Here is a 14305-nt window from a genome sequence, read left to right as displayed (position 1 = left end):
AGATCACGACACAGACAACGATCCACTTTCAAGGCACGATTATCATGACGACGACTTCACAGAACGACATCCTGTTTGCCCGCGCACAAAAAACCACGCCAGGCGGCGTCAACTCGCCCGTGCGCGCCTTCCGCTCGGTGGGCGGCACGCCGCGCTTCATCACGCGCGCCGAAGGCCCGTACTTCTGGGACGCGGACGGCAAGCGCTATATCGACTACATCGGTTCCTGGGGCCCGGCCATCGTCGGCCACGCCCATCCGGACGTGGTCAAGGCGGTGCAGGATGCCGCCGCGCTGGGCCTGTCGTTCGGTGCGCCGACCGAAGGCGAAGTGCTGATGGCCGAGGAGATCACGCGCCTGGTGCCGTCGATCGAACAGGTACGCCTGGTGTCGTCGGGCACGGAAGCGACCATGAGCGCCCTGCGCCTGGCGCGCGGCGCCACCGGACGCGACAAGATCGTCAAGTTCGAAGGCTGCTACCACGGCCACGCCGATTCGCTGCTGGTCAAGGCGGGCAGCGGCCTGCTCACCTTCGGCAACCCGACCTCGGCCGGCGTACCGGAAGATTTTGTGAAACACACCCTGGTTCTCGACTACAACAACGTGGAACAGCTGAAAGACGCCTTCGACAGCTTCGGCACGGAGATCGCCTGCGTCATCGTCGAGCCAGTGGCCGGCAACATGAACCTGGTCAAAGCCACGCCGCAATTCCTGCAGGCGATGCGCGAGCTGTGCACGCAGCACGGCGCCCTGCTCATTTTCGATGAAGTCATGTGCGGCTTGCGCGTGGCCCTGGGCGGCGCGCAAGCGCTGTATGGCATCAAGCCTGACCTGACGGCACTGGGCAAGGTGATTGGCGGCGGCATGCCGGTGGCAGCCTTCGGCGGCAGCGCGGCATTGATGCACCACATGGCGCCGCTGGGCGCCGTCTACCAGGCCGGCACCTTGTCGGGCAACCCGGTCGCCGTGGCGGCCGGCATGGCCACCTTGAAACTGATCCAGCAGCCTGGCTTCTACGAGCAACTGGGCGCCACGGCCCAGCGCCTGGCCGAGGGCCTGACAGCGGCCGCAAAAGAGGCGGGCGTGGTCTTCTGCGCCGATTACATCGGCGGCATGTTCGGCATCTATTTCAGCGCCACGCCGCCAACCAGCTATGCGGAAATGATGGCGGGCGACCGCAGCAAGTTCAACGCCTTCTTCCACGCCATGCTCGACGAAGGCGTCTACTTCGCCCCAGCCGCCTTCGAGGCAGGCTTCGTCTCGGCGCAGCACGATGATGCCGTCATCGACGCCACCATCGCTGCTGCGCGCAAGGTCTTCGCCAAACTGGCGTAATCCCCACGCGTCTGCCTGCCCCCAGCAGCGGCCCGCCTGGCCGCTGCTGCCCCACCTCCCTCGCTGCGCCAGCGGCCGATGCCAGCCCGTCGCTATTGCTCAACAACATTTGACGCAATGCACAAATTTTGACTTTTTCCATTCCTCTGGCATGAAAATGCAAAAAAAGTATCGGTTTACTCACATGTAATGAGTGGCCCTGCCAAGGTCAACTGCATAGAATGAGCACATAAGCCAACAACACGCCCGGCTGGCAACAAGGCCCGGAGCGCACGATAACCCAGCAGGAGACACGCCATGACACGCATCCGCCTTGCCACCGCCACACCCCGACGCCACCGCGCTTTTCCACCCATCGTCTGAGCCGCGCGGAGCTCGCCATGAAACCCGATCTCGAAGTTGTCTGCGTACACCCCGATGAATCGTTTACGGCTTGGTCGCACGGCTACCCTTACCGTACGGTACGCTGGCATTTTCATCCCGAGTATGAAATCCAGCTGATCACCGACACCACCGGCAAGTATTTCGTCGGCGACTATATCGGCGATTTTGAGCCGGGCAACCTGGTCATGTCCGGTCCCAACCTGCCGCATAACTGGGTCAGCGAACTGCCCGACAACCAACCCGTGAAGCAGCGCTGCCTGGTGTTGCAATTTACATCCGAGTTCATCGCCAATGCCATCGCCACCTTTCCCGAACTGCAGCCGGTCGTGGCGCTGCTGGCCGAATCGCGCAGCGGCTTGCTGTTCACGCCACAGGCGGGCGCCGCCGCCCGGCCGCTGATGCTGGAATTGCTGGAAGCGCGCGGCTGCCGCAGGGTGCTGCTCTTCATTTCATTGCTGGAACTGCTGCTGCGCGACGGCGAACGCAAGAAGCTGTCGAGCCCAAGCTACCTGCCCGATCCGCACAGCTACATGGCCTCGAAGATCAACCTGGCGCTGGCCTACATCGGCAAGAACCTGTCGGCCGACCTGCGCGAATCGACACTGGCCGAACTGATCGGGCAAAACGTCAGCTCCTTTTCGCGCTCGTTCAGCAAGCACACGGGGATTTCGTTTGTGCAATACGTGAACTTGCTGCGCATCAAGCTGTCCTGCGAAATGCTCAGCAACAGCGAACTGAGCATCACGGATATCTGCTACCAGGTGGGCTTCAACAATCTGTCCAATTTCAACCGCCAGTTCCTCGCGCACAAAGGCATCTCGCCATCGAAATTTCGCCGCTACGACGGCTTGAAAATAGCCACGGCATCGACCTGCGCAGTCACTTGATCTTACGCTTCATGCCCCGGCAGCAGGCAAGGCAACGCTGCCACGACGATCACAAAAACCATTCTAAAAAACCAAGGAGACGATGATGATGCAAAAGAAATTGCTGGCCCTGTCCACGACCGCCCTGTGCGCCGCCTGCCTGTCCCTGCCCGCCAGCGCGGCGCCCCTGAAGATCGGCATGTCCTTCCAGGAACTCAACAATCCGTATTTCATCACCATGAAAAAAGCGCTGGAAGAGGCGGCCGCCAGCATCGGCGCCACGGTGGTGATCACCGACGCGCGCCATGACGTGGCGAAGCAGACCAGCGATGTGGAAGACATGATCCAGAAAAAGATCGACATCCTGCTGCTCAACCCCACCGATTCGGTGGGCATCCAGTCGGCCGTCAAGTCGGCCAACGCGGCCGGCGTGGTGGTGGTGGCCGTCGATGCCAATGCCAACGGTCCCGTCGATTCCTTCGTCGGCTCGAAAAATTTCAATGCGGGCCAGCTCGCTTGCACCTACCTGGCCAAGAGCCTGGACGGCAAGGGCGACGTGGCCATCCTCGACGGCATCCCCGTCGTGCCCATCCTGGAACGGGTGCGCGGCTGCAAGGATGCGCTGGCGGCCTTTCCAGGCATCAAGATCGTCACCACCCAGAACGGCAAGCAGGAGCGCGACCAAGCCTTGACGGTCACGGAAAACATCTTGCAAGCCCATCCTAAGCTGAAAGGCATCTTCAGCGTCAACGATGGCGGCGCCATGGGCGCGCTGTCGGCCATCGAAGCGAGCGGCAAGGATGTGAAACTGACCAGCGTCGATGGCGCGCCGGAAGCGATCAAGGCGATGCTGAAACCGAATTCCAAGTTCATCGCCACGGCCGCCCAGTTTCCGCGCGACCAGGTGCGCCTGGCGCTGGGCATCGCCATGGCAAAAAAATGGGGCGCCAACGTGCCGGCGCAGATCCCCGTCGACGTCAAGCTGGTCGACAAGGCGGGCGCCAAGTCTTTCAGCTGGTAAGCACCGCAGTAACCGCGATTCACCACTCCCGCAGCCTGGCTGCGGGAGCGTCACTGTTCCTCCGGGTCCATCATGCATACGATCTTGCAGTTACAAAACATCACCAAGGGATTTCCCGGCGTGAAGGCATTGAGCGATATCAACCTGACGATCCGGCAGGGCGAGATCCACGCCTTGCTGGGCGAAAACGGCGCAGGCAAGTCCACCCTGATGAAAATTCTCAGCGGCATCTACCGGCCCGATGCGGGCAGCATCGTGGTCGATGGCAAGCCCTGCGATTTTCACAGCTATAACGACGCCATCGCCGCCGGCATCGCCATCATCTTCCAGGAATTTTCCCTGATTCCCTACCTGAATGCGGTGGAAAACATCTTCCTGGGGCGCGAGCTGACGAATGCCCTGGGCTTGCTGTCGAAAACGGCCATGCGCCGGCAGGCGGCCGCCATCTTTGCGCGCCTGGGCATCGATATCGACCTGTCGGCCGAAATCAGCCAGCTCAGCATCGCCCAGCAGCAGTTCGTGGAAATCGGCAAGGCCCTGTCACTCAATGCCCGCATCCTGATCCTCGACGAGCCCACTGCCACCCTGACGCCCAGCGAGGCCGATCACCTGTTCGCCATCATGCGCGAACTCAAGCAGCAAGGCGTGGCGATGATCTTCATCTCGCACCATATGGAAGAAATCTTCGAAATCTGCGACCGCATCACCGTCTTGCGCGATGGCCATTACGTGGGCATGACGGAGGTGGCCGCCACCGATATCGGCCAACTGGTGGAAATGATGGTGGGGCGCAAGCTCGAAGCGAGCTTTCCAGCCAAGCCTGTACGCCCACCCTCGCCCCCCATCGTGCTCGACGCTCGCAATGTGCGCCTCAGCAAGGATGGCCCCGTCAACCATTTCCAGCTGCAGCAGGGCGAAATCCTCGGTTTTGCGGGCCTGGTCGGCTCGGGCCGCACGGAACTGGCGCTGGCCGTGATCGGCGCCCATCCCGCGTGGAGCAAGGATATCAGCATCCACGGCGAGAAGGCCAGCCTGCGCGATCCGGCCGATGCGCTGTGGCACGGCATCGGCCTACTGCCGGAAAGCCGCAAGACCGAAGGGCTGATCATCGATTTCGACATCACGGAAAATATTTCCATCAATAACCTGGGGAAATACACAGGATATGGCTTGATCCATCGCAAGACCGAGCTGGCCGCCACCCGGGCCATGATGGCCAAGGTAGGCGTCAAGGCCCCCGGCCCGGGCACACGGGTGGGCACCCTGAGCGGCGGCAACCAGCAAAAAGTGGTGATCGCCCGCTGGCTCAACCATCACTGCAAGATTCTCATCTTCGACGAACCCACGCGCGGCATCGACGTGGGCGCCAAGGCGGAAATCTACCGCCTGATGCGCGAACTGACCGGCGGTGGCTATTCCATCATCCTGATTTCATCGGAACTGCCGGAAATCACCGGCATGTGCGACCGGGTCGCCGTGTTCAAGCAGGGCGCCATCGTGGCACTGCTTGAAGGCGCTTCCATTCATTCTAGCGAGGTAATGCGCCATGCAACAGCCGGTAAACACTGATCCGCTCGCCGCGCCGCGCCGCAGCGCCGCGTCCTTCCTGTCGGCAAGCTCCCTGTGGGCAATGCTGAAACAGTCGCCCGCCTTTTTTCCGCTGATCGGCCTGCTGCTGGTGTCTGCGGCGATGGCACTCACCACCGAGCATTTCTTTTCCAGCGATAACCTGGTCAATATCGCGCGGCAAGTGTCGATCAACGCCATTATTGCCGTCGGCATGACGTGTGCCATCCTCAGCGGCGGCATCGACCTGTCGGTCGGCTCCGTGATGGCGCTGACGGGCACCCTGACGGCCGGCCTGATGGTGGCCGGCCTGCCACCCGGCTTGGCCATCCTGGCCGGGCTGGCCGTCGGCGTGGCCTTTGGCGTGGGCAATGGCTTTTTTGTCGCCTACGCCAAGATGCCACCTATCATCGTCACCCTGGCCACGATGGGCATCGCGCGGGGACTGGCCCTGCTGTACACGGGCGGCTACCCGATCAACGACTTGCCGGACTGGTTCGAGTTCTTTGGGCGCGGCAATGTGCTGGGCCTGCAGACGCCTATCCTGATCATGTTGCTGGTGTTCGTCATTGCCTACGTACTGCTCGATCACACGCCGCTGGGGCGCTATATCTACGCCATCGGCGGCAACGAGGAGGCGACGCGCCTGAGCGGCGTGCGCGTGGCGCGATACAAGCTGCTGGTATATGCGCTCAGCGGCTGCACGGCCGCCATCGCGGGCCTGGTGCTGACTTCTCGCCTGATGAGCGGCCAGCCGAATGCCGGCATCGGCTTCGAACTGGACGCGATCGCCGCCGTCGTCATGGGAGGCACGGCCATCACGGGCGGACGCGGTTCCATCATCGGCACCCTGATCGGCGCCGTCATGCTGGGCGTGCTCAATAACGGCCTGAACATGATGGGCGTCTCGCCGTACCTGCAAAACATCATCAAGGGCGTGATCATCCTGCTCGCCATTTATATCAGCCGCAACAGCAGCAAGCGCGCCTGACAACTTCCCCCACCTGGAGCCTCACATGAAGTACACCGAAGTCGAGATGCAAGCCGTCGTTTGCCACGGACCAAAAGATTACCGCCTGCAAAAAATCCAGCGCCCAAGGCCGCGCCTGAATGAATTGCTCATCCGCATCGCCGCCTGCGGCATTTGCGCCAGCGATTGCAAATGCCATTCCGGCGCCGCCATGTTCTGGGGCGGCGACGGCCAGCCATCGTGGGTCAAGCCGCCCGTGGTGCCAGGCCATGAATTCTTCGGCTACGTGGTCGAGGCGGGAGAAAACGGCGAACAGCACTTCGGCGTGAAGGTGGGCGACCGTATCATCGCCGAACAGATCGTTCCTTGCGACAAGTGCCGTTTTTGCACCTCCGGCAAATATTGGATGTGCGAAGTGCACAACATCTTCGGTTTTCAGCGCGAGGTGGCCGATGGCGGCATGGCCGACTACATGCGCATCCCACCCACCGCCCGCGTGCATAAAATACCCGACAGCATCTCGCTGGAAGACGCGGCTATCATCGAGCCGATGGCATGCGCCATCCACACGGTCAACCGCGCCGAGGTGCAACTCGACGACGTGGTGGTGATCGCCGGCGCCGGGCCGCTAGGTTTGATGATGGCGCAGATCGCCGCGCTGAAGACGCCGAAAAAACTGGTGGTGATCGACCTGGTACCCGAACGCCTGGCGCTGGCGCGGCAGTTTGGCGCCCACGTCACCGTCGATCCCAGCCGCGAAGATGCGCTGGCCGTCATCCATGGCTTGACGAACGGTTATGGCTGCGATGTATATATCGAAACGACGGGCGTGCCGGCGGGCGTGACGCAGGGCTTAAACCTGATCCGCAAGCTGGGACGTTTCGTGGAATTCAGCGTGTTCGGCAAGGAAACCAGCGCCGACTGGTCCATCATCGGCGACCGCAAGGAACTCGACGTGCGCGGCGCCCACCTGGGACCATATTGTTACCCGATCGCCATCGACTTGCTGGAACGGAGCCTGGTCACTTCCAAAGGCATCGTCACGCACGATTTCCCGCTGGAAGACTGGGAACAGGCCTTCGCGCTGGCCAATTCGCTCGATTCCATCAAGGTGCTGCTGAAGCCGGCAACGCAAAACTAAACAAGGAAAACCGGCATGGATTACGTCATCGGTGTTGACATCGGCACGCAAAGCACCAAGGCGCTGCTGGTCGACTGCAAAGGCGCCATCGTGGCCCAGCATGCACACGGCTACCAGGTCGACACGCCCCGGCCATTGTGGGCCGAGCAATGGCCGGCCGTATGGTACGACGCCGTGCTGGCGTGCGTGCGGCAGGTGCTGCTAAAAAGCGGCTTGCCGGCGGAAAGCATCAAGGCCATCTGCGTCAGCAGCCTGTATGGCGGCTCCGGCATTGCCGTCGATGCCGCCATGGAACCCCTGCATCCCTGCCTGATCTGGATGGACCGCCGCGCCACGGAGGAAGTGGCCTGGGTCAAGGAACATGTCGACCTAGAACGCCTGTATGCCGTCACCGGCAACGGCGTCGACAGCTATTACGGCTACACCAAAATGCTGTGGCTCAAGCGCCACCGGTCCGCCATCTGGGAAAAAACGCAGTACTTCCTGCCGCCGAACAGCTACATCAACTATCTGCTGTGCGGGGAAGTGGCCGTCGATCACAGTTCGGCCGGCAATATCGGTGGCGTGTACGACCTGGCCGCGCGCCGCTGGTCAGCGCCCATGCTGGAGGAACTTGGCATTCCCGCGCGCATGATGCCGACGCGCCTGGTCGACTCGTCCGAGGTGGTGGGCACGCTGCTGCCCCTCGCGGCGCAGCAGCTTGGCCTGCTGGCCGGCACCCCCGTGATCGCGGGCGGCGTGGACGCGGCCGTAGCCACGTTTGCGGCTGGCGCCAGCCGCGCCGGGCAGCACGTGGCGATGATAGGCACCAGCATGTGCTGGGGCTATATCCATCAGCAAGTTGATGCCCGCCATGGCTTGATCAGCATGCCGCATGTATTCAACAGCCAGTCTGACCTGTATGTGTTTGGCGGCGCCATTACGGCCGGCGCCTCCGTCAGCTGGTTCCGCGACGAGTTTTGCCAAGCCGATGTGGAGGCGGCCAGGCAGCTGGGCCATGCCGATGTGCACCAGTTGATGGAAGACTATGCGCAAGAAATCCCGCCCGGCTCGGACGGCGTGCTGTTCCTGCCCTACCTGATGGGCGAGCGCAGCCCCATCTGGGATGCCAGGGCCAGCGGCGCCTTCCTGGGCCTGAGCCTGTATCACCGACGCGCCCATTTGTACCGGGCCGTGCTGGAAGGAGTCAGTTTTGCACTGAAACACAATATCGAGGCCGGCGCCAAGGGGGCTGGCAATGTCGCGCTCGATGACAAGCTGATCGTCGTCGGCGGCGCCGCGCAGTCCAGCCTGTGGATGCAGATCATTGCCGACATCACCGGCTATCCCGTCTATACCATCGCGGAAAACGTCGAAGCGGCGCTGGGTGCGGCCTTGCTGGCGGCGCTAGGCACGGGCCTGATCGGCAAGGAAGCGGCGCAGCGGGGCTGGGTCACCCTGGTGCCGCGCAGCACGCCGCAGGCCGCCGCCAGCAGCGCCTACCGCCACGCCTTCGCCCGCTACTGCGAGGCCTATCCCGCCTTGCAACCATTGATGCACCGCATCCACAGCGACAACCAGGAGTAAATACCGCATGCTATTCGATTTTCGCCACAAGAAATTCATCGTCACGGGCGCCTCCAGCGGCATCGGCCTGGTCGCGGCCCGCATGCTGCGCGCGGCCGGCGCCGAGGTCTTCGCCATCGGGCAAAACGCCGAACGGCTGGCCGCGCTGGCCGACGAGACGGGATGCCAGCCCCTGCAGCTCGACATCAGCGATACGCCAGCCATGGTGGCCGCGCTGGCCCCGCTGAGCGGCATCGACGGCCTCGTCAATTGTTCAGGCATAGCGCTGCTTGGGCCCTGCCTGGCGCTCGATGCGGAGAGTTTTGACCGTGTGATGGCCGTCAATGCACGCGGCGCGGCCATGATGGCGCGCCATGTGGCGCAGATCATGCTGCGCGAGGGGCGTGCGGGCAGCATCGTAAATGTGTCGAGCCAGGCATCGCTGGTGGCACTGGACGATCATCTGTCCTACTGCGCGTCGAAGGCCGCCCTGGATGCGATCACGCGCAGCCTGTGCCTGGAACTGGGGCCGCACGGCATCCGCATCAACAGCGTCAATCCCACCGTGACCCTGACGCCGATGGCCGAACGGGCGTGGCGCGATCCGGCCAAGAGCGATCCCATGCTCGCCGCTATTCCGCTGCGCCGCTTCGCCACGCCGGAAGACGTGGCCGGACCGATTTTATTCCTGCTCAGCGACGCCGCCGCCATGATCAGCGGCGTCAGCCTGCCGATCGATGGGGGCTATACCTGCCGCTAAACCCAGGCAGCTTGCTGCACGTCGGCGGTCTGCATGAGCGAGGCCACCAGCGCCGGCAGGCTGGCCATGTCGGCAAAGACGACCTGCGCGCCGGCCGCCTTCAGGCGCTCCTCCTGGCCAGCGGCGATATGCCCGCCGCCAATGAAACCCAATACCGTCATGCCCGCTGCCACGGCAGCCGTCACGCCCGTGACGCTGTCTTCCAGCACCAGGCACTGGCTGGGTGGCACGCCGAAGGCGGCCGCCGCCGCCAGGTAGACACCCGGATGCGGTTTCGCGTGGCCCACCAGGTCCGGCGTAAAAACGCGGCTCTGGAACAAGGGTGCCATGCCGGTGCGTTCGAGCGCTGACAGCACGCGCGCGCTGACGCTGTTTGAGGCCACGGCCTTGGGCAGGGGAATGGCGGCCAGCGCCTGCGCCACGCCCGGCACGGCGCGCAATTGCGCATCGCAGGCCGCATCGACGGCATTGCCGATGGCCATGATGTCGTCGGCTGGCAATTGCGGCAAGCCCAGTTCCTTGTAGATATCCTGCATCAGCGGCACCAGGCGCTGGCCCAGCCGCGGCTCGATCAAGCCTTGCACGGTGATGCCTTCGGGCAAGTTCGGCAGGCGCGGCGTCAGCAGCTCCAGCAGCGCTCGCAGGGCCACGGCCTCGCTGTCGATCAGTACGCCATCGCAGTCGCTGATCAAATGGGTAAAGCGCGGTGGGGTGGTAGCGGTATCAGACATGGACTCTCCAGAAGAACAACGGTGACGGGAATGCAGCGGCGAGCCGGCTAGGCTGGCGTCGCAACGATCATGGGTGGAACAGGCGGGCGCTGCCACGCCAAAAGCGGACAGATAGTGATACTTTTTTTCAGGAAGAGCGCAAGCGGGGCAAGATTAGTGACAGCAGCGAAAAATACCAATTCAATACCACGTAAACCCACTGATTATCGCTGATTTTTGAATTTTCTGCGTTTGCCTTGAAATCGGCAGTGGACCAATGCCGCCGCCGGGACGCTGTGGAGCGTCCCGGCGCTGCTGATTTATTTCAGCCAGCCGCGGTGGCGGAAGTACAGGAATGGCGCGATGGCGCTGGTGATCATCAAACCCCAGGCCCACGGGTAGCCGAACGACCATTCCAGCTCGGGCATCAGCTTGAAGTTCATGCCGTACACGCTGGCAATCAGGGTGGGCGGCAAAAAGGCGACGCTGGCCACGGAGAAGATCTTGATGATCTTGTTCTGGTTAATGTTGATGAAGCCGACGGTGGCATCCATCAGGAAGTTGATCTTGTCGAACAGGAAAGACGTGTGGCCATCGAGCGATTCGATATCGCGCAAAATCTGCCGCGCTTCCTCGAACTGCTCGGAATTCAATAGTCGGCCGCGCATCAGGAAGCTCACGGCGCGGCGCGTATCCATCATGTTGCGGCGGATACGCCCATTCAAATCTTCCTCGTGAGCAATAGCATTCAGCGCTTCGGCCGCATGCGCATCGGTAAATTCCTTTTGCAGCACGCGCGTGCTGACTTCTTCCAGGTTCTGGTAGATGCCTTCGAGCACGTCCGCCGAATATTCGGCATCGGTAGCGTACAGATCGAGCAGCACATCCATGTAGTCGGCGATGGAACCGGGCCGCGAACGGGCGCGCATGCGCACCAGGCGGAACACGGGCAAGTCGTCCGTATGCATGGAAAATAAAATCTTGCGGGCAAGAATGAACGCCACGGTGATGACACGCGACGGGCCATCGTCTTCTTCGCGCAAAAAGTCCGTGCGCAGATGCAGGTCGCCGTTTTCCGCTTCGTAATAGCGGGCCGACGCTTCAATATCCTTGACTTCGTCTTCGCCCGGCAGGGTGACGTTGTAGATGGCCTTGACCCAGGCCCGTTCGTCATCGGTGGGATCGGTCAGGTCGACCCACACCGGTTCAGCGTTTTCCAGGTCTGCGCGGCTGTCGATCGGCACCTGGTTGAGCCGGCCATTCTGTAATACAAAGACATTGATCATGCGCGCTCTCAGCCGGAGGTTAGGTTATCGTGATGTGCTGGCGCTGGCGCCAAAAATGAAAACAGCGCAAGTGTACCCGCAAAGGCCTTTTCACGACCACCCCTGCACTGCCCTTTTTCATGGAAAATGCGCGGCGCTGCACCAAATGGGTGGATTAAGATGCTGCGCCGCAATAGTGGCAATGATGCAGCTTTGATTTTATGCAAAGCAACCTTGGCTGCCGTCAGGGCAATGCAGCCGCTCCCATGCGGCGCAGGATCACGCCGGTGCGCCGGTTCAGGTAGCCCGTATCGCGGTGGCGGTCATAGAAGCGGGGGTTGGGTAGCATCACCGCCAGTTTCGCCGCTTGCGCCGCGCTCAGGCTGGCCGCGCTGACGTGGTAATAATGGCGCGCCGCCGCCTCGGCACCGAAGATACCCGTGCCAAACTCCACCACATTGAGGTAGATTTCAAAAATGCGCTGCTTGTCCATCAGGCTTTCCAGCATATACGTGATGATCAGCTCCTGGCCCTTGCGCACATAGCTGCGCGATCCGGACAGGAACAGATTCTTCGCCAGTTGCTGCGTGATGGTGGAGCCACCCGCCACGACCTTTTGCTTTTTAGTGTTTTTTTCATAGGCCTTTTGCAAGGCATCCCAGTCGACGCCTTCATGTTCGGAAAAATTCGCATCTTCCGAGGCGATGATGGCGCGCTTCAAATTGTTCGAGATGCGGTTGTACGGCACCCAGGTCTGCTTGATCGTCGCATTCGGGTTCTTCTCTTGCAAAGCAGATAATTGCTCGCGCATGAAAGCCGTACTGCCGGGATTATGCTCGACCCACCAGCAGATTTGCAGGAAGAAATACAGTTGCACGACGATAAAGGCCAGCACGGGCACGATGAACAGCCACTTGATCCAGCCGTAGCGACTGGCGCTGCGGATACCCTTCTTGCCGCCGCTCACAGGGCACTGCGCAGCTGCGCCAGCAAGTCCTGCGTCTGCGGCCGCACGCCGCGCCACACATAAAACGCTTCGGCCGCCTGCTCGACCAGCATGCCCAGGCCATCGCGCACCTGCGCGCCATGCTGGGCGGCAAAATCCATGAAGACGGTGGCTTGCGCGCCATACATCATGTCCAGCGCCAGGGTCTGGCTGCCGAAGACACTGACGGGCACGGGCGGCAAGTCGCCCGCCAGACTGGCCGAAGTGGCATTGATGACAATATCGAACTGGCCCTCGGGCTGTGCGAAAGCACCGGCACGCAACTGCCCGGGGTGGCTGAGCGACTCGGCAAATTGCGTCACCAGCGCCTCGGCCGTGGCCACGGTGCGATTGGCAATGAATATTTCCTGTGGCGCCTGTTCCAGCAAGGGCAGCACCACGCCGCGCGCGGCACCACCCGCGCCCAGCAGCAAGATGCGCTTGCCGGCTATGGCCATGCCGGCGTTGCGCACAATATCGGCCACCAGGCCGGCGCCATCGGTATTGTCGCCAAGAATGGTTTCACCATCGAAACGCAGGGTATTGACGGCGCCCGCCGCCTGCGCGCGCGGCGTCAGTTCGGTGGCCAGCGCGCACGCGTCCAGTTTAAAGGGCACCGTCACATTCGCGCCCTTGCCACCCTCGGCGGCAAAGGTGCGCGCCGCCAGCGCAAAACCGTCCAGCGGTGCCAGCCGGCGCTCGTAGACGATAGCCTCGCCCGTCTGCAAGGCAAAGGCGGCGTGAATCAGCGGCGACTTGCTGTGGGCGATCGGATTGCCGAAGACGCAATATTGATCAGGATTTATCGTGTGTGTGTTCAATTGCTGCCGCCAGTCAGGTTAGCTTCCATTTTTTCTTCGCGGGTAAATTTGAATCGGGTAATCACCACCCACAGGTCATCCTTGTCGCTCGACAACATATTCGGCGGGAAACGACCAAACGGTGCGGCGCGGCGCACGATGGCCAGGGCGGCCGCATCCAGTGCGGGATTGCCTGAGCTGCGCTCGACACGGGCGCCGCCTTCTTTCTGGTAAATCGTGCCATCCTGGAAGATCGGAATGTACACGACCAGCTCGCCATACATCTTGCGGCCATTTTTTTGCGGGAAATTCAAGGTGCCGATTTCCTCGATGCGTTTTTGCAAGGTCTTGTAATACATGGCATAGCCAACCTCTTGCGTACTGGGCGTAATGAAGGTCTTGCGCGGACGCTTGTTCTGGTCTTCCACGGTCTGGCTGATCTCGGCCGCCATGCGGGCGATGGCCTTGCTGCTTTCCATCAAGTCCGAACCGGTGGCCAGGGGATTGGGCTTGTCTTTTTCGGTGATGGGCGCGGCGCGGTAGGGTGTAGTCTTGGCCGCCTGCGTCAGCAGCTCCTGCTGCTTCTGCTCCAGTTCGGCGATGCGGCGGGCGCTCGCCTTGACGCTGTCGCCCTCTTCCACCTTGCGCATGTCCGGCAAAGGCGACTTGGCACGGCCCTTGTCGGCCTGGCCACCGCCATCGAGGTTGGCTTGCGCCAGCGCATCGGCCTTCAGTGGCTTGTTCGCATGCTTGGCATTGACGAGTATCACTTCCAGGCCGGGATCGGTGGCGACGGCACGCTGCGGTGCAGGAGCGACAAAATGCATCGCCAGCAAGGCGCCGTGCGCCAGCAGCGATACTGCCACGGCTATCATCAGGAAACGATACTCTTGGAAAGACTTCACGCGCAACCCAGTTCGCAACAAGCACAAGATACAAGACTGCTCAATTTTACGTC

Annotated in this window: 13 protein-coding genes; 8 read left to right on the top strand and 5 right to left on the bottom strand. The window is 61.9% G+C overall.

All coding sequences use genetic code 11. The features are described 5' to 3' along the window. The first annotated feature begins 44 nt into the window (after positions 1-44). From hemL to ACQ4W6_RS07030, 8 genes are all read left to right on the top strand, one after another. Complete coding sequence (gene hemL / locus ACQ4W6_RS07065; protein WP_436566466.1) at positions 45-1334, top strand: glutamate-1-semialdehyde 2,1-aminomutase; 1290 nt, start codon at positions 45-47, stop codon at positions 1332-1334. 380 nt (positions 1335-1714) lie between these two features. Next, a complete protein-coding gene (locus tag ACQ4W6_RS07060) occupies positions 1715-2605 on the top strand; it encodes a helix-turn-helix domain-containing protein (RefSeq protein WP_436566465.1) in 891 nt (296 codons plus the stop codon). Positions 2606-2693: 88 nt separating this feature from the next. Further along, the gene (locus tag ACQ4W6_RS07055) at positions 2694-3605 is read left to right on the top strand and encodes an ABC transporter substrate-binding protein (protein WP_436566588.1); all 912 of its coding nucleotides are present in this window, start codon (positions 2694-2696) and stop codon (positions 3603-3605) included. 72 nt (positions 3606-3677) lie between these two features. Continuing rightward, entirely contained in the window at positions 3678-5174 is a 1497-nt protein-coding gene (locus tag ACQ4W6_RS07050) for a sugar ABC transporter ATP-binding protein (protein WP_436566464.1), read from the top strand. 61 nt (positions 5175-5235) lie between these two features. After that, positions 5236-6162, top strand: a complete 927-nt coding sequence (locus ACQ4W6_RS07045) for an ABC transporter permease (protein ID WP_436566587.1) — start codon at positions 5236-5238, stop codon at positions 6160-6162. 25 nt (positions 6163-6187) lie between these two features. Continuing rightward, the gene (locus ACQ4W6_RS07040; protein ID WP_436566463.1) at positions 6188-7282 is read left to right on the top strand and encodes an alcohol dehydrogenase catalytic domain-containing protein; all 1095 of its coding nucleotides are present in this window, start codon (positions 6188-6190) and stop codon (positions 7280-7282) included. 15 nt (positions 7283-7297) lie between these two features. Then, positions 7298-8848, top strand: a complete 1551-nt coding sequence (locus ACQ4W6_RS07035) for an FGGY-family carbohydrate kinase (RefSeq protein WP_436566462.1) — start codon at positions 7298-7300, stop codon at positions 8846-8848. A gap of 7 nt (positions 8849-8855) precedes the next feature. After that, on the top strand, positions 8856-9587 hold the full coding sequence (locus tag ACQ4W6_RS07030) for an SDR family oxidoreductase (protein WP_436566461.1): 732 nt from the start codon (positions 8856-8858) through the stop codon (positions 9585-9587). On the opposite strand, the gene ACQ4W6_RS07025 is transcribed toward ACQ4W6_RS07030, so the two are convergent. The 5 genes from ACQ4W6_RS07025 to ACQ4W6_RS07005 all read right to left on the bottom strand — a co-directional run bounded on the left by ACQ4W6_RS07025 (position 9584) and on the right by ACQ4W6_RS07005 (position 14222). Continuing rightward, positions 9584-10318, bottom strand: a complete 735-nt coding sequence (locus tag ACQ4W6_RS07025) for an HAD family hydrolase (RefSeq protein WP_436566460.1) — start codon at positions 10316-10318, stop codon at positions 9584-9586. The two genes, ACQ4W6_RS07030 and ACQ4W6_RS07025, sit on opposite strands and share 4 nt — an antisense overlap. A 299-nt stretch (positions 10319-10617) precedes the next feature. Continuing rightward, entirely contained in the window at positions 10618-11583 is a 966-nt protein-coding gene (corA, locus tag ACQ4W6_RS07020; protein WP_034746658.1) for a magnesium/cobalt transporter CorA, read from the bottom strand. A 223-nt stretch (positions 11584-11806) separates the two neighbouring features. Continuing rightward, positions 11807-12529, bottom strand: a complete 723-nt coding sequence (gene mtgA, locus ACQ4W6_RS07015) for a monofunctional biosynthetic peptidoglycan transglycosylase (RefSeq protein ID WP_436566459.1) — start codon at positions 12527-12529, stop codon at positions 11807-11809. After that, a complete protein-coding gene (gene aroE / locus ACQ4W6_RS07010; RefSeq protein WP_436566458.1) occupies positions 12526-13368 on the bottom strand; it encodes a shikimate dehydrogenase in 843 nt (280 codons plus the stop codon). Before aroE ends, mtgA begins: the two co-directional genes overlap by 4 nt. Further along, on the bottom strand, positions 13365-14222 hold the full coding sequence (locus ACQ4W6_RS07005; protein WP_436566586.1) for an energy transducer TonB family protein: 858 nt from the start codon (positions 14220-14222) through the stop codon (positions 13365-13367). Before ACQ4W6_RS07005 ends, aroE begins: the two co-directional genes overlap by 4 nt. Between the last annotated feature and the right edge of the window lie 83 nt (positions 14223-14305).

It is taken from the genome of Janthinobacterium woesei, assembly GCF_051380875.1.
Classification (GTDB): domain Bacteria; phylum Pseudomonadota; class Gammaproteobacteria; order Burkholderiales; family Burkholderiaceae_D; genus Janthinobacterium.
This window is presented reverse-complemented; position numbering and strand designations above follow the sequence as displayed.